At 38.1% G+C, this 15,415-nt stretch carries 23 protein-coding genes; 3 read left to right on the top strand and 20 right to left on the bottom strand.

Annotated features, from left to right (window positions below):
- Nucleotides 1-7 precede the first annotated feature (7 nt).
- The 4 genes from Q9317_RS00930 to Q9317_RS00915 all read right to left on the bottom strand — a co-directional run bounded on the left by Q9317_RS00930 (nt 8) and on the right by Q9317_RS00915 (nt 3,709).
- Nucleotides 8-892 (bottom strand): ABC transporter permease, encoded by an 885-nt coding sequence (locus tag Q9317_RS00930; protein ID WP_003098842.1) that lies wholly within the window; start codon nt 890-892, stop codon nt 8-10.
- A gap of 9 nt (nt 893-901) precedes the next feature.
- Entirely contained in the window at nt 902-1,864 is a 963-nt protein-coding gene (locus Q9317_RS00925; protein ID WP_003098841.1) for an ABC transporter substrate-binding protein, read from the bottom strand.
- Nucleotides 1,865-1,877: 13 nt separating this feature from the next.
- Complete coding sequence (locus Q9317_RS00920) at nt 1,878-2,840, bottom strand: ABC transporter substrate-binding protein (RefSeq protein WP_003098839.1); 963 nt, start codon at nt 2,838-2,840, stop codon at nt 1,878-1,880.
- A 473-nt stretch (nt 2,841-3,313) separates the two neighbouring features.
- Entirely contained in the window at nt 3,314-3,709 is a 396-nt protein-coding gene (locus tag Q9317_RS00915) for a single-stranded DNA-binding protein (protein WP_003098836.1), read from the bottom strand.
- Nucleotides 3,710-3,780: 71 nt separating this feature from the next.
- Between Q9317_RS00915 and Q9317_RS00910 the strand changes: the two genes are divergently transcribed.
- Nucleotides 3,781-4,191: a GNAT family N-acetyltransferase gene (locus Q9317_RS00910; protein WP_003098834.1), complete on the top strand. Its 411-nt coding sequence runs from the start codon at nt 3,781-3,783 to the stop codon at nt 4,189-4,191.
- Nucleotides 4,192-4,228: 37 nt separating this feature from the next.
- On the opposite strand, the gene ytpR is transcribed toward Q9317_RS00910, so the two are convergent.
- The 3 genes from ytpR to Q9317_RS00895 are packed head-to-tail and all read right to left on the bottom strand — an operon-like array spanning nt 4,229 to nt 5,470.
- Nucleotides 4,229-4,855 (bottom strand): YtpR family tRNA-binding protein, encoded by a 627-nt coding sequence (ytpR, locus tag Q9317_RS00905; RefSeq protein ID WP_003098832.1) that lies wholly within the window; start codon nt 4,853-4,855, stop codon nt 4,229-4,231.
- Nucleotides 4,856-4,871: 16 nt separating this feature from the next.
- Nucleotides 4,872-5,189, bottom strand: a complete 318-nt coding sequence (locus Q9317_RS00900) for a thioredoxin family protein (RefSeq protein ID WP_003098830.1) — start codon at nt 5,187-5,189, stop codon at nt 4,872-4,874.
- Entirely contained in the window at nt 5,186-5,470 is a 285-nt protein-coding gene (locus tag Q9317_RS00895; protein WP_003098828.1) for a DUF4651 domain-containing protein, read from the bottom strand. The genes Q9317_RS00900 and Q9317_RS00895 overlap by 4 nt, the downstream gene beginning before the upstream one ends.
- Nucleotides 5,471-5,610: 140 nt before the next feature.
- Between Q9317_RS00895 and pepA the strand changes: the two genes are divergently transcribed.
- Entirely contained in the window at nt 5,611-6,678 is a 1,068-nt protein-coding gene (gene pepA, locus Q9317_RS00890) for a glutamyl aminopeptidase (protein ID WP_003098826.1), read from the top strand.
- A 23-nt stretch (nt 6,679-6,701) separates the two neighbouring features.
- Nucleotides 6,702-7,472 carry a pyrroline-5-carboxylate reductase gene (proC, locus tag Q9317_RS00885; RefSeq protein WP_003098824.1) on the top strand — a complete coding sequence of 257 codons (771 nt, stop codon included), beginning with the start codon at nt 6,702-6,704 and terminating at the stop codon, nt 7,470-7,472.
- Nucleotides 7,473-7,505: 33 nt separating this feature from the next.
- Here proC and Q9317_RS00880 read toward each other — a convergent pair whose 3' ends face one another.
- The 13 genes from Q9317_RS00880 to Q9317_RS00820 all read right to left on the bottom strand — a co-directional run bounded on the left by Q9317_RS00880 (nt 7,506) and on the right by Q9317_RS00820 (nt 15,300).
- A complete protein-coding gene (locus Q9317_RS00880) occupies nt 7,506-8,162 on the bottom strand; it encodes a CPBP family intramembrane glutamic endopeptidase (RefSeq protein ID WP_003098822.1) in 657 nt (218 codons plus the stop codon).
- Between the two features lie 9 nt (nt 8,163-8,171).
- Nucleotides 8,172-8,624, bottom strand: coding sequence for a hypothetical protein (locus Q9317_RS00875; protein WP_003098820.1), 453 nt, complete (start codon nt 8,622-8,624; stop codon nt 8,172-8,174).
- A gap of 12 nt (nt 8,625-8,636) precedes the next feature.
- Complete coding sequence (locus Q9317_RS00870; RefSeq protein WP_003098819.1) at nt 8,637-8,840, bottom strand: helix-turn-helix transcriptional regulator; 204 nt, start codon at nt 8,838-8,840, stop codon at nt 8,637-8,639.
- Nucleotides 8,841-8,962: 122 nt separating this feature from the next.
- Complete coding sequence (locus Q9317_RS00865) at nt 8,963-10,159, bottom strand: acetate kinase (protein WP_003098816.1); 1,197 nt, start codon at nt 10,157-10,159, stop codon at nt 8,963-8,965.
- Between the two features lie 56 nt (nt 10,160-10,215).
- Nucleotides 10,216-11,172 carry a class I SAM-dependent methyltransferase gene (locus tag Q9317_RS00860; RefSeq protein ID WP_003098815.1) on the bottom strand — a complete coding sequence of 319 codons (957 nt, stop codon included), beginning with the start codon at nt 11,170-11,172 and terminating at the stop codon, nt 10,216-10,218.
- A gap of 61 nt (nt 11,173-11,233) precedes the next feature.
- Nucleotides 11,234-11,587, bottom strand: a complete 354-nt coding sequence (gene comGG, locus Q9317_RS00855; protein ID WP_003098812.1) for a competence type IV pilus minor pilin ComGG — start codon at nt 11,585-11,587, stop codon at nt 11,234-11,236.
- Nucleotides 11,577-12,026 (bottom strand): competence type IV pilus minor pilin ComGF, encoded by a 450-nt coding sequence (comGF, locus tag Q9317_RS00850; RefSeq protein WP_119773875.1) that lies wholly within the window; start codon nt 12,024-12,026, stop codon nt 11,577-11,579. The genes comGG and comGF overlap by 11 nt, the downstream gene beginning before the upstream one ends.
- Nucleotides 11,986-12,279, bottom strand: coding sequence for a competence type IV pilus minor pilin ComGE (comGE, locus tag Q9317_RS00845; protein WP_031239176.1), 294 nt, complete (start codon nt 12,277-12,279; stop codon nt 11,986-11,988). Before comGE ends, comGF begins: the two co-directional genes overlap by 41 nt.
- Nucleotides 12,251-12,679, bottom strand: a complete 429-nt coding sequence (comGD, locus tag Q9317_RS00840) for a competence type IV pilus minor pilin ComGD (RefSeq protein WP_003098807.1) — start codon at nt 12,677-12,679, stop codon at nt 12,251-12,253. Before comGD ends, comGE begins: the two co-directional genes overlap by 29 nt.
- The gene (comGC, locus tag Q9317_RS00835; protein WP_003098806.1) at nt 12,639-12,965 is read right to left on the bottom strand and encodes a competence type IV pilus major pilin ComGC; all 327 of its coding nucleotides are present in this window, start codon (nt 12,963-12,965) and stop codon (nt 12,639-12,641) included. Before comGC ends, comGD begins: the two co-directional genes overlap by 41 nt.
- A complete protein-coding gene (gene comGB / locus Q9317_RS00830; protein ID WP_003098804.1) occupies nt 12,966-13,982 on the bottom strand; it encodes a competence type IV pilus assembly protein ComGB in 1,017 nt (338 codons plus the stop codon).
- A complete protein-coding gene (comGA, locus tag Q9317_RS00825; RefSeq protein WP_003098801.1) occupies nt 13,933-14,874 on the bottom strand; it encodes a competence type IV pilus ATPase ComGA in 942 nt (313 codons plus the stop codon). Before comGA ends, comGB begins: the two co-directional genes overlap by 50 nt.
- A 60-nt stretch (nt 14,875-14,934) precedes the next feature.
- Nucleotides 14,935-15,300, bottom strand: coding sequence for a DUF1033 family protein (locus tag Q9317_RS00820; protein WP_003098799.1), 366 nt, complete (start codon nt 15,298-15,300; stop codon nt 14,935-14,937).
- Nucleotides 15,301-15,415 lie beyond the last annotated feature (115 nt).

Genomic DNA, 15,415 nt, shown 5'->3' with positions numbered 1-15,415 from the left:
ATAACTCCTATTCTAATTTGGGCTTGTGAATGTTTAACTTTTTCTGTAGTTCTGGAACAAAGAGAACTGTCGCAAGTAGAATAGCTGAGAAGAGTTTAACCAAGTCAGCATCCATCCCTGGAATAGATAAAATTGCTAAGATAATCAGTCTGTAAATGATGGATCCAAGCACAATGGATAACAAGCGCCAACCAATTGATAGGTTAGGGATAACCACTTCAGCAATGATGATTGAAGCAAGACCAATAACAATTGTTCCAACACCAGAGTTCAAATCAGCATAGCCATTATTTTGACTAAGAAGCGCCCCACAAAGCGCAATCAAGCCATTTGAAATCATGTAGCCCAAAATCTTCATTTTGTCGGTGTCAATACCGTTAGAAGCACTCATAGGGATATTATCTCCGGTAGATCGCAGAGCTAAACCAATTTGCGTCTTCATTAAGAGAGTGAGTAAAAGAATCACAATTAAGGTGACAAGCACACCCAAGATAATGACGGCAGCCAGTTTTGTGAAGCCTAGGTCGTAAAGTTGTGTGACTAAGGTCTTTTGCCCTAAGAGAGCCACGTTAGCCTTACCCAGTACTTTTAAATTAATAGAGTACAGTCCAGTCAGTGTGACAATCCCTGTTAAGAGAGCGGGAATTTTAAGTTTGGTATGGATGAAACCAGAGATTAAACCTGCAAGCAAGCCTCCACCAAAGGCCATTAGCGTGGCAAGAAGCGGATTTACGCCTGATACAATTCCTGTAGCACAAATGGCTGCGCCAAGAGGGTAAGACCCTTCTGCTGTCAAATCAGCTATATCCAATATCCTAAAGGTGATGTAAACCCCAATGGCCATAACTGACCAAAGTAGGCCCTGTGATAAGCTTGATAGAATGAGTGTCATGAGATCTCCTTATTTTTTCTCTGATAAGCCTGATACGTCAATCCCCAAGGCTTTAGCTTGTTTGACGTTGACATGTACTTGAACATTTGCTGGTTTTTCAACAGGAATTTTTGCTGGTGATTTGCCTTTTAAGATTTGCACAGCTTGTTTACCAACTTGTTTGCCTAAAGCTTTATAATTAGTTCCATAAGTTAAGAGGCCGCCTTGGTCAACCATATCTGTTGAACCACCAATGATTGGCACCTTGTGCTCAAGAGAAAGCTGACCAAGCATGGTCATGGTTGATGCAATGGTATTGTCTGTTGGGACAAAAAGAGCATCTGCTGTTTGCATAAGGCTTGTTGCTGCATCTTGAACATCGTTAGAGCTTGAAATGCCTTTTTTGGTGACTTTATAGCCAGCTGCTTTGAGTTCTTTTTCAGCTTCTTTTACTTGGACTTCTGAATTGCGTTCACTGCTTGTGTACAAAATGCCAATTTCTTTAGCTTTTGGCAATGCCTGTCCTAAGAGAGCAACCTGCTTATCAATAGGTGCCTGGTCACTTGTTCCTGTTAAGAGGCCACCTGGCTTTTTAAGGCTTTCGACAAGCTTAGCTGACAAAGGATCTGTAACAGCTGTAAAGACCACCGGTGTCTGTGTTGAAACAGTGGCCAAGGCCTGTGCTGATGGTGTTGCAATGGCTAAAATCAGGTCGCTGTCCTTAACCAACTTTTCAGAAATGGTTTGAAGGTTGCCTTGGTCTCCTTGGGCATTCTGGTAGTTTAGTTTGAGGTTTTTCCCTTCTTTATACCCTTCTGCTGCTAATTCTTCTTCAAATCCCTTACGGGCTGCGCTCAAGGAATCATGTTCCATGTACTGCAAAATGCCTACGGTGACATTGTCTTTTGGCGCTTTTGATTCTTCCTGTGCTCGACAAGCTATTAGTGTCAAACTGGTTAGGGCGATGGTCATTACATAGGCTACTTTTTTCATTTGTTTTCTCCGTCTATTTCACGAGGGCTTTTAGCTCAGCTACATTCCTGCCAAGGCTTTTAGCCATATCTTCATTGATTGCAATAAGTGGTTTTTGGGGTTTCACAATAGCCAGGTCGCTTGCTTTTTCCCCTTTGAGAATGGCTAGGGCCTGTTTGCCGGCTGATTTTCCAATAGCCTTGAAATCCACTCCTGATGTTAATAAGGTTGCTTGCAGGTAAGCTTCATCACTGCCTAGAGCTGGGACTTTGGCATCTTTTAGAACTTGACCAATGGTTGTTGCTGTTGAGGCTACGGTGTTGTCTGTTGGCAAGTAAACCGCGTCAACTTGACTAGCTAGACTGGTCATTACTTGTTGCACATCATTACTTGTTGTTACTGTTTTTTCAACGACTTTCATTCCTTTTTTCTCAAGGACTTTACGCGCTGCCTTAGCTTGCACTTCAGAGTTGACTTCACTGGAGTTGTAAAAAATGCCGACCCTCTTAGCCTTTGGCACTACCTTGATGAGGAGGTCAATTTGATCTGAAACTTCTGTTGCATCAATAGAACCTGTCATGTTCTTTCCTGGTTTACGGAAAGAATTAGCCAAGCCTGCCGCAAGAGGATCAGTGACTGCTGTAAAAACTGCTGGCGTCTCCGGATCCGTGTTTAACAGGGCTTGCGCTGCTGGCGTTGCAATGGCAAAATTAAGATTATTTTTCCCGGCTAATTGTTCTACCATGGTTTGGAGGTTAGATTGTTCTCCTTGGGCATTTTTGAGAGTGACTTTTAAGTTCTTTCCTTCTTTGTAGCCTCCTTCTGCTAAGGCTTCCATAAAGCCCTCACGAGCACTGTCTAGAGCTGGGTGTTCTGCATATTGCATAATCCCAATAGAGACCTTGCTGTTATCAGCGACTCCTTCTTTACGACAAGCTACCAAAGGTAGCACCATAAAGGCTGTTAATACTGCTAACATCAGACGTTTCTTTTTCATCACTTTTCCTCTTTTCTTTTCAAACACAAAAATAAGACCATTTAGAATCTATCTAAATGGTCTTACACAAATACACTACACTAATAAAAAGGTGCTGTATGGCGTCCACTTAGATATTCTTACTATCTATGTGGACAAACAACTCAAAAAGTCCTTAGCCTCATAGATACAAACTTAACGTTCAACGTGTTTGTATCCATGATTGCCATGACTACAAACACTATCTAAAGAAGCTAAAGTAATAACGCTTATTCAAGTTTTGAGCTGTGCTTACCAGTATCATGCCAGCACCTCCAATTCCTTTTGATTTAATTTTTTTAAATTATAATGTATTTCAATGAGGGTGTCAAGCCTTTCTTCTTGGAAAATTCTCTTATTTTTTGTTTTTTGGCAATTTTCTGACAATGAATCTTTCTCAAAAAGACTGATTTAAGGCCATTTATAAAGCAATCAATGGTTAAAAAATTTATTTTTTAAAAAGGTAATTCTTCCTCATCTAAAATGAGGTCTGCTAACTCATTGTCAGCATTGTTTTCCCGCATGGCTCTTTGTGCCCGACTTTCTAATAACTGAAAAGATTGACACAAAATCTCCATCATAAAATGAGATTTGCCCTCTTTTTCATAGCGTCTTGTACGCAATTCACCATCAATCGACATCAAACTTCCCTTGCTGCCATAAGAAACGAGTGTCTCAGCTAATTTCCCCCAAAGTATCATTGGGACAAAATCCACCTGTTTTTCACCATCAGCATTTTTGTAACGCCTATTGACTGCTAGTGAAACACGACAAATAGACTTATCCTTTGCTGTTTTTATTAATTCTGGTTCTGCAACCAAGCGGCCAATCATTACGACTTTATTATACATTTTCTATCCTCCTACTTTATTATTCGAAAAAAATGGTAGAATAATAGCAAAACATATGGGAGGTTCTCTTCTTGGATTTACTGCTAAAAAAATGTCCACATCACTTAAGCCCCGAAATGCTAGCACTTTACCATGATGCCAATTGGACCAATTACACTCGAAAACCTGATCGTTTAGCTAAAGCTTACGAGCATTCTTTAGCTATCTATGGCGCCTATGAAAAGAGGCATTTAGTTGGGCTTATCAGAGTGGTAGGAGATGGTCACTCACTCGTTGTGGTACAGGATTTAATTGTCTTAAAAAGTCATCATCGAAAAGGAATCGGCTCTGCCTTATTGCAATTGGTCTTAGATACCTATAAAGGATGTTATCACATCCAATTATTAACAGAAAGTTCTCCAAAGACATTGGCATTTTACCAAGCTTTCGGCTTGGTTCCTGTTCACCAATTGGGTTGCACAGCTTTTATTTTACAATCCTAAAAAACTGCCTTAGTTCCAATAACTAAGGCAGTTTTTCTTAAGCTTTCCAGTGTTTTTCTGGATCAAAAGATTCCCCAACAACTGCTGATGCATCTAATTCAATAATGCCACGTTTTTGTGGAGCATTTGGCAAATCTAATTCGCGTGGAGAACACATCATCCCAAAAGAATCTTCCCCTCTTAATTTTCCAGGGAAAATCAAGCTACCGCTTGGCATCATAGCACCTGGGAGGGCAACGATTGTTTTAAGACCCACTGTTGCATTTGGCGCACCTGCCACGATTTGAACCTGTTTATGATCTGCAATCTGTACTTGGCAAATATTAAGATGGTCACTGTCTGGATGAGCAACCATTTCAAGAATTTGACCAACACAAAAAACAGGTGTTTCACTGGCTTCTAAAGTGGCATCAAAGCCTTCTTTTTGCAACTCTTGATTTAAACAATCAATATCTGACTGGGTAAGGAAGACTTGTCCATTTTCAGTAATATCAAGTAAGGTTGATGCCTCAAATATGTTCCAAGCAAGCGTATCGCCATTTTCTTCTGACACCACACGCGCCACTTTACCACGACGCTCAACATGACGTTTGACATCTTTTGTCTCTTGAAGGATCACCATCAAGACATCTCCAACTTGTTCTTTATTATAAGCAAAAATCATTTTTTGTTTCTTTCCTTTACTTGTAATTAGCTAAAAACTGATTAATTTCAGCCTTAGTTTTGCGCAGTTTATTAACCAAACGCCCACGTTCTTGCCCATTTTCAATGACCACAAAACTTGGAATTCCAAAAATATTCCATTCTTGAGCGACAGCCATGAAGTCATCACGGTTTACCTGGACAAAGGTCATACTGTCATTTTCAGCTTCAATCTCCGGCATGACCGGATAGATAAAGCGACAATCTGGGCACCAATCTGCCGTAAAAAAGAGTACCACTTTAGCATTTGTCTCAATCAATTGAGCCAATTCATCATAGTTCTTTGGAATAATCATAACATATCCTCCTGATAAACAATTTCTCCCTTGTCATAGGTAAAACTAAAGCATCTGCCATCAGACAGGACAAGACCGCCCTGATGATGAGAAGAAGCAGCTCCTGAATGATCAAAATAAAGCACATCAATGGTTCCCATTTCGGAAAAGAAGTGGCGCAAATCTCTGATGCATCTTTCTTTTTTCTTGTCATCATACTTTTCTTTCAATAAGAGAGCTGTGACAGCCAGTGCTGAGGCTCCAAGTAGGTGTGAAAGTTGTTTTCTTTTTCTAGTCTTCATACAGTCCATTTTATCATAAAAGAGGGCAAAAAAGCTAGAGGAGGCTTTGGTCCATCATAGCTAAAATACTCCAAAAATGATAGAATAGAAAGGTAAAATTGATACCATTTCGAAAACGATCAAACAAGAGGAGATGAAGAATGACTAATCTATTTTCAAAGATTAAAGAAATCACCGAGTTAGATAGCATTGCTGGCTATGAACACAGTGTACGGGACTACTTGCGCCTTAAAATGACCCCCTTAGTGGATAAGGTGGAAACCGACGGACTTGGTGGTATCTTTGGCATCAAAGAAAGTCAAGCACCTGATGCCCCAAATATTCTAGTTGCTGCTCATATGGATGAAGTCGGCTTTATGATTAGTCACATCAAAGACAATGGCACATTCTCAGTTGTTGAGATTGGTGGCTGGAACCCGCTAGTGGTTAGCTCACAACGCTTCACCCTCTACACCCGAGAAGGCAAGGCTATCCCTGTGATTTCCGGATCTGTTCCTCCTCACTTCCTACGTGGCGCAAATGGCTCATCTAACCTGCCAAGTATTTCAAATATCATCTTTGACGCAGGTTTTAAAGACAAAGCACAAGCACAAGCTTATGGTGTCGCTCCTGGCGATATTATCGTCCCGCAATCCGAAACAATCCTAACAGCCAACCAAGAAAACATCATCTCAAAAGCTTGGGACAACCGTTACGGTGTACTCATGGTGACAGAACTTCTTGAAAACCTCAAAGGACAAGACCTTAACAATAGGTTAATTGCTGGCGCAAATGTGCAAGAGGAAGTTGGACTCCGAGGCGCACATGTCTCAACAACCAAGTTTGATCCCGAGCTCTTCTTTGCTGTTGACTGCTCACCTGCCGGTGACATCTATGGTGACCAAGGGAAAATTGGCGACGGCACTCTCATACGTTTCTACGACCCAGGGCATGTCCTGCTAAAAGACATGCGTGATTTCCTGCTAACAACTGCCGAGGAAGCTGGTGTCAACTACCAATTCTATTGTGGCAAAGGTGGTACAGATGCTGGTGCAGCTCACTTGAAAAATCAAGGCGTTCCTTCAACAACTATTGGTGTTTGTGCCCGCTATATTCACTCACATCAAACCTTATATGCAATGGATGATTTCTTAGAAGCACAAGCTTTCCTTCAAGCCATTGTCAAAAAACTAGATCGTTCAACAGTAGACCTTATCAATCATTACTAAAACAAAACACTAGGAGTAACATTATGAAAGTTGGTTTCATTGGTGTTGGTAAAATGGCTAGCGCAATTATTAATGGCCTCAAACAAACCGACCACGACATTATCATCTCAGGTTCAAGCTTAAGCCGTTCCAAAGAGATTGCTGATAACTTACAAGTGGCCTATGCTAACTCTCATCAAGAGTTGATTGATCAAACAGATTTTATTATTCTGGGCATTAAACCACAGGTGTTCGAAACAATACTTAAGCCACTAACATTTAAGCAACCTGTCATGTCCATGGCAGCGGGCTTAAACTTAGAGCGAATCAGTCAGATTGTTGGCGATCATTTGCCACTATTTCGTATCATGCCAAACATGAATGCGCAAATTCTGCAAAGCACGACAGCTATCAGTTACAACGAACTGGTCGATCCTGCACTCTTTGTTTCTGCTAAAGAAATGGTTGATTCTTTTGGCAGTTGCTTTTCTATTGCTGAGAAAGACTTTGATACATTCACAGCCTTGGCAGGCTCAAGTCCAGCTTACATCTACCTCTTTATCGAAGCCATGACTAAGGCTGGTCTTAAAAATGGCATGCCAAAAGAGATGGCTCTTGAAATTGTCAGTCAAACAGTAGCAGCTAGTGCCCAGCAACTACTACTTGGTTCTGAAAAACCAAATGATTTAATTGATAAAATCTGTAGTCCTGGAGGCACAACTATTGCTGGCCTTATGGAACTTGAAAAACAAGGACTAACACATGCTGTCAGCTCTGCTATAGACAAAACCATCGCAAAAGCAAAAACCTTATAATTGAACACTTGTTCAACTATAAGGTTTTTTTGATTACTTAAGATAAGGCATAAGTAGCATGAAGAGAACACCTAAGCCATTGTTGACAAAATGAATCAAGATGCTATACTCTAGCTTTTTAGTTTTCATATAAACAAAACCTAAGACCAGTCCCATGCCGCCATAGATAACCCAACTTCCAATATCACTTGGACTATGAAGGCCACCAAAAAGAAAGCTGCTGACGATAAGTCCAAGGTAAGACCCATCCCCAAAGACTTTTCCTAAAATAAGCCCGCGAAAGACAACTTCTTCAACAACTGGCGCCACAACTGCTGCGAGTATAACAAGAAGAATTGCCGGTAAATTTGCTTGTTCCAAGGCAGCTTGGTTGGCAGTATTGGCGTGACCCCCTTTTTCAATTGTCAAGATAATAGAACCTAAAATCTTAACGATAATCATTGCTGCAAAGCCAAGTCCAACCCAAAGAACAACCTGATCCCCTTTTGAAAAGGCATCTGAACTCAATAACTTTGCTTTTTTTGCTAAGATTAAGGTTGCTAATGTAATAGCCAGAAAAAGAAAACAAATAAGAGCCACTTGCCAAGGTTCTTTTCCTTTTTTGACGAGCAAGATTGGAAGTTGTTCAACAACAATAACCACAAGGGCTAAAACAAACCATTTCACTTTATGCATTATTTTTTCTTTCATCATATCCTCCTAAAGGTACCGACTAACGAGCCTTTGACCAGCAACGTAAACAATAATAACAAAATATAGTAAAAAGACAAGAAATAATCTATAGTCAAATTGAATGTTTAAAAAAGCATTTAAACAGATACAGATAATAAGCATGAAAATCGTTAATATCACTGTTACTACTGCTGAAATTTTAGAAATTTCTTGATTACGTTCATCTACATTCTTAATATACAATGTTTTTAACTTTTCAGAATTATTGGCGATGATAATGCCATAGATGCCAAGTGGAACACTTGAAATAGCAATTCCTATTAAAAATCCTTTAGTGTAACTTTCATAGTTTGATCGGAGCAACACAATCATTGTAAGGATTCCCATAAAAATAGAAAAATAACTCCACAACATGATACGTTTCTTAAATGATTGTAAACTTGGCTTGTCCTGCAATAAAGTAATAATATAATCTAACATGTTTACTCACCCCTAGTTCTTATCTTTTCGATAAAGAAAAATATCTTCAATTAAACAATCAAAATAAGTCGCTAAATTAAAAGCTAATTCCAATGATGCATTGTAACGGCCTTTCTCTAAAGAAATAATGGTCTGTCTGGTAACCCCCATATGATCAGCCAACTCAGCTTGACTTAATTTGCGAGCTTTTCGCAAGTCTTGAATACAGTTTTCCAAAAAAACACCCACTCTCTTAGTAAAGTTCTTTTTACACAAAAAAGTATAGCTCACTTTACATTTATTGTCAACAAAAAAAGAGAAACTTTTTGTTTCTCCTTTTTAAGCATTGATGTATTGTCTTATTTTGTGTTTTTCAAACGTTCAACATCACGCGCGATACATAGTTCTTCATCAGTTGAAATAACCAAGACTTTAACTTTTGATTCTGGTGTTGAGATGTCCCCACGGAAGCCAAAAACATTTTTCTCAGGGTCAACTTCCATACCAAACCATGACAAGCCATTAACAACGTCCTGACGCATCAAAGGTCCATTTTCACCCATACCTGCTGTAAATACCAAAGCGTCTGCTCCATTTAAAACAGCAAAGTACTGGCCGACAAATTTCTTAATGCGGTCAACAAAAATGTTGTATGCTAAAACAGCATCTGGGTTGTTTTGTTCAAGACCTGCTTCAATATCACGCATATCACTTGAAATTCCTGATACTCCACCCAAACCTGATTCTTTATTCAGCATGTTTACAACATCTGCCGCATCTTTAAATTCTGGTACTTGTGCAATCAAGTAAGGAATAATAGCTGGGTCAATATCCCCAGAACGTGTTCCCATCATTGGACCAGCAAGTGGTGTGAATCCCATTGAGGTATCAATTGATTTTCCATGGTAATTAGCTGTGATTGATACGCCATTACCAATATGAGCTGTGATCAATTTTAATTCTTCTAGTGGACGACCAAGCATCTTCGCAGCTTCTTCAGCTACATATTTATGACTTGTTCCATGAGCACCATATTTACGAACTTTGTTTTCTGTGTAATATTTTTGTGGAATAGGATAAAGGTAAGTGTGTTTTGCCATTGTTGTATGGAAAGATGTGTCAAAGACACAAACACTTGTAATATCAGGTAATAATTCACGGAAAGCACGAATTCCAGCTACTGCGCCAGGATTATGCAAAGGTGCTAAGGCTGATAATTCTTCAACTTTTGTCACCACATCTTCATCAACAACAACTGATTCTTTAAAGTACTCACCACCAGCAACAATACGGTGTCCAACTCCTGTAATTTCATCGTAAGATGACATAATATTGAAATGGAGTAAATCATTCAATAAGATTTTAACAGCAGTTGTATGGTCAGGAATATCAGTGATTTGCTCTTCTTTTTTCCCGTCAAATTTAACTGTTGAAATAGAATCTTTCAATCCAATACGCTCGATAACTCCTTGCGCAAGAACTGTTTCTTCTGGCATTTGATAAAGTTGCCATTTAAGACTTGAACTACCTGCATTAATTGCAATTGTTTTAGACATTTTTTACCTCTCTTGTAATCGTTTACTGTAATGCTATCCTATTATATCAAAAAATATCATGAAAAGACATTATCAGCTTTCCATTTTTTGAAGTTCTCCATGAAGAGACGAACCTTATCTGCAGACTGTAAATCAGTCAATGGATAAACAAAGGTTTCTCCTTTTTTGTCACTCTGCTTTTGCAGAACAATCAGTGATTTAGCCACGGATGGATCTCCAAAGAATGTTTCTGGCAAGGTAATCACTGCAGATAACTGAGCATAACCTTTTAACCACTCTTTAAGGAGATGGCTTTGTTGACTTTGCAAAAGACTGGCTGGTGCTAAGAAAATTGCAAAGCCATCTTGTTTTAAATATTTCAAAGCCTGTTCCATCAATAAGTGATGGGCATAGGTATGACCATCTGGACTTGCAACCTGATAACGACTAGCAATCTCATCATTAGGATAATAACCTACTGGTAAATCACTGATAATAATATGACTTTCTTTCAAAATTTGTGGTCTAACGGCATCTTCTTGAACAAAACGTGCTGTCGAATTCATTATCTCAGCTATACTAGCTGATAAATCAATGAGTAAATCGTCCACTTCAATACCTAAGTAATCTAATTGTTTACCACTATTATTCAAAAGTGTTTGTGCTAGATTACCTGTCCCACTGCCAATCTCTAAAATGTCAAGAGAGTCTTCTTGTGTCAAGGTTTCAATTAAAAATAAAATAAGGAAACCTAGACTATCTGGTGTAAATTGGTGATTCGCCTGCAGTTTTTCTGTTTGACCAACCTTGATAAAAATAAACTGAAAAGCGCGACGCCACTCTTCTTTACTTAAATTGAGTGACCTTAAAACTTCATTGTTTTTAGCGACCTGCTCACTAGCACCTTCAGCTCCCAAATAAAAAGAATTCTGCTCAATAAGGGCATCATAAATGTGCGTTTTCAACTCATTTTCAATAAGTTGACTATTTTCTAAAATAAGCTCAAAAGCTTTCTCAATATTTTCAAAATTCATAGTTCTATCATATCAAAAATGCTTGAAAATAGAAAGGAAGACAGCATTTAATTCCTTGAGTCTATGGCTTTAGATCTCCTTGATTCAACTGAGTTTTATTGCCTTGTTCTTCTATCGGGAAAGTTAATTGATAACTAGCTCCACTTGTCAGTTTAACTGTCAACTTTTGATTATTCTTTACTGTTTGGTAGTGAACAGTTCCACTGTCAAAAATGACTTGACCACTGCCATCCAAAGAAGACTGTCGTATATACTCAGCCATCATGTAGGCCCTTGAATGGTCGATTTGTAAGATATATTCCCTTTTAAAGGCATTTACTTGCTCCAAATAAACTTGCACAAGGAGAAGAAATAAGGAAGACATTAGAAGGGCATATAAGAGGATGCCCGCTTTAACACGATTTTTAAAAAGCATAAAGAAAGACTCTTTCTAGCCCACTTTTCCAAGTGATACTTACTGTAATCTCCTTATTATGATGACTAATCTTAGCATCTTTAAGATCCAGAAGCATGGGATGATAACCATGACCATTTGCTGCTGTTTTTCGAAAATCTCCTTGTTTTGAAAGTCCAAAAGCTATCTGCTTTCCTTCTTTTGCTACGTAAAGTTTATTATTTTCGACCTTCTCAAACCGAGCTCCTGTTAACTCAGCTCTCAACTGTTGTGAAAACAACAACCACTTGTCCTGATCATTTTCAACCAAATAAGACATGTTAAAAAATAAAGATTTTGTCATTCCTTGATAAACTAAGATGGCACCTGACAATATCACTAAGGCCAACATACACTCTAAAAGCGTAAATGCCTTGAGGCTAATTTTTCTTAAGGCTAAAGACTTTTTGATGCTTTTCACTAACTTCAATCCCTTTTTCACTTCTAACAACGTCCACCTCACATCCATTTATTTTCAAATGTCTTCGATTGGTCTGCACTGCCATTAGAGCAGTCACAATAAGCTCTTCTTGATGCCTAGATTTGGCTAAAAATTGTTGATTTAGTCTTATTCCTGTTAAGATAAGACTGACAATTATAACCATAATAGCTAAGGCTATAACTCCCTCAAGTAACAAATAAGCTCTAACGACTCGTTTTTCGATATGTTCCACTCCCTAAATTTAGCTGATAAGTAATCTCTTGTGCCCCTGTTTTAAATGTTATTTTGGCTAATGAATGATTGCCGCCTAACTTGTTTAATCTTATCTTATGACTCCCTAATGCCTTAACACTGTTAGGAATCGTTAATTCTTGCTCCTCAAATCTGATTTTCTTTTCTGAAACTTGAAAATAATGCTCCTTTTGCCTCAGTAAACTTACTTTTCGGCTATGCCTATAACAATTCTCAAAGGAAAGGAAAAAGAGTTGTTCTTCAACTTTACTATAAATTCCCCTAATCGGGAGAGACAGTAAGAGGATTGACGATGTTATGATTAATAGACATATTAAAGCTTCAATTAGCGTGAAGGCTCTAGTTGTTAACTTGTCTATGCTTGTCACTGTTTTTGGCATAATAATCCTGATAAGCCTTCGCTTGTTTGTCTGTAATATGACCTTTTGATTGGAGTTGAGCGAGGCTTGCTTTCCCACCTTCCGTTAATTCATATAGTTCCGCCTGATTTTCAACAATTTTAACCACTGCAGCATTACCAGCATCTGTAACCTTATCTTTTTGCTTACTTAAATTCGGAATAAACAGTAGCATAAGAACACTAATAATTAGCAAAACAATCAACATTTCTAGAAGTGTGAAAGCTTTAGTACGGCTTTCTTTTAGTTGTTTACATTTTGTTTTCATTTATATAGAACCTCCAATTGAATGATACATGGGCAAAAGCATTGCCGCGTAAATGCACACAATAATAAGTGCAACAAATAAGAATATAATAGGTTGAATCCATTGTGTCGCTTGAAATAAGCGGCTAAAGAATCTTTCCCATGTTAGTTGAGCATAAATTTCTAATTCTTGACCTAATTTAGCCTTGATATCTCCATATTCAATCATTAAGCTTAATTCCTTTTGAAAAAATGGGTATTGTAACACTTTGTCATGCAAAGCACCACCCTCTAAAAAATAGGCCTGCATATCTTGGCCGATTTCTTTTACCAGAGGAGATTGTTCTTTTGCCATAACGGTTAGTATTGAACTCAACTCAAGGCCTTGTCCCATTAAACTTCCCCATTCACGCGCAAAATAGGCAGTTATATATAGGCTAATATAGTCTTTTAAAAAAGGTATCCGACTAAACTGCTTGACTTGTTTTAATTGTGAGTGTTTTCGCCACCTAATGCTCAAGTAAAATGTGAGTAGCAATCCCAATATTAAGAAAATCAAAAAAACTAAAGGGAAGTAAGTCAAAAATTGAGTAAGCCCATTAGACTCCTCTATTTGAGGAAGCAGATAATGGCGTAAGCCAAACATGATGGCTATTAAAAAACTAAGCAAAATAAGAGGATAAGTTAGGACTTCTAATGTTTTTTTCCTGACTTGTGCCACTTTATCAAGGTAATGCATAATTTTAAACAAGCTTTCCTTGGTATTGCCATGAATATCTGCAAAACTAATTTGCGTTACAATACTGTCAGGATAACCTAAACTTCTAGTCATTTCTGCTAAACTTCGTCCACTGATGAGGTTTTCTTTTATTCTATCAAGGTATTTTGCTTCCAATAAGTGACTTTTTTCTAAAAATGCCACTATTTCAGATAAGCTAAAACCACTTGCAAATAAATTATGAAAGAGTTGCATTAATTGATACTGCTTTTTAGCTGATAATTTTCTCTGTTTGGATTTCTTGCTCAGTGAGATATCCATCCGCAAAAAGTTGATCCAAGTCTTTATTCCACTGCTCTTGTTGATAGTTTTCAAACCCCTTTCGTGTAAAGTCAATTAAGCCTCGACCACCAAGTAGCCGTTGATAAACAACAAGTTGAAGTGTTTGTGTCACTTCTTCTCTAGAGATTCCTAATTCAATTAATCTCTCATAGACACCCTTGATGCTTTTAGCATGTATGGTGGAAAAGACGACACTACCAGTTAAACTTGCTCTAATGGCTGCTCTAGCTGTCTCAGTGTCTCTAATTTCACCAATAATGAGAACATCTGGACGATGACGCAAAGATAATTTAATTAAATTATCATATGTCGTTCCAATACTGTCATTTACTTGCAACTGTAGCATTCTTGTGTCCTTAATCTCAACGGGATCTTCAATAGTGATGATTTGCTTTTGTTTAGAATCCTTTGCTAGAAGTTGATACATTAAACTCGTTTTACCGGAACCAACGGGGCCTGAAAATAAATAAAGTCCTCGTCTGGTGACTTGCTCGGCCAATTCCTTTTCCCTATCAAACCAAAAAGATAAGGACCTGTTTTGGTGGTGTAAAAGCCTGATTACTAAACTTTCCTTCCCACGATAATCTCCAACTGTTGATAGTCGAAGCGATATGTCATTTTTAGCACCATATTGGTAATCACAGGCGCCAAGTTGGCATCGACGTTTTTCGCCAACATTCATTCCCGATAGATATTTAAAGTGACTGATGAGTTGAGGCATCTGTGCGCCATCAAAAGATTCAATGCGTCTTCTTTCTCCATCAATACGCATATGAATCTTGTAATCATCGCCCTCTGGAATAATATATATGTCCTGAGCCTTCAAGTCATCTGCCATTTTAATCACTTCTTTTCCTAAGCTTTGAATCATTAAGACCTCCTTATATCATTATTCGAAAAAAAAGACCAAGTTTTAGATAAACTTAGTCTTTTATAGATTTAACTTGCAGAGGTATGGTGGTGTAGGAGAATTGTTAGCTTGTTCAAAAGATTCAACATTGTCTTCTGGAGAAACGATGTCATAATCTTTTAATAATAAGATTGAATGGAATTGTTGGAGATTATCAACACATTCCTCACACCATCTTGTTTCCCCAGTTTTCCAAAAGGTGGCTAATAAATTTTTTTGACTATGAAAATTCTCAAAGTGACTCTTCATCATTAACCACTCTTTTTGATAATAAGCGAGAGCTTCTTCCCAGTTTTCAAACGTTTTTTCTAAAATAATATCGTCTTGCCAACCTTCAATAAACCACCAGGGCTCCCAATCTCCGAACATTTTAATTACTTGATACATTTTTTTACCTCTTCTTTAGCCTATTATAGCTGATTAAAGGTCTTTTTGGAAAAATTCTGCTCATGAGGTCGGCAAACAAAAAAAGCAAACACCTTTGAAAGTGTTTGCTTTATTG

This window comes from Streptococcus iniae, from assembly GCF_030732225.1.
Classification (GTDB): Bacteria; Bacillota; Bacilli; order Lactobacillales; family Streptococcaceae; genus Streptococcus; species Streptococcus iniae.
This window is presented reverse-complemented; position numbering and strand designations above follow the sequence as displayed.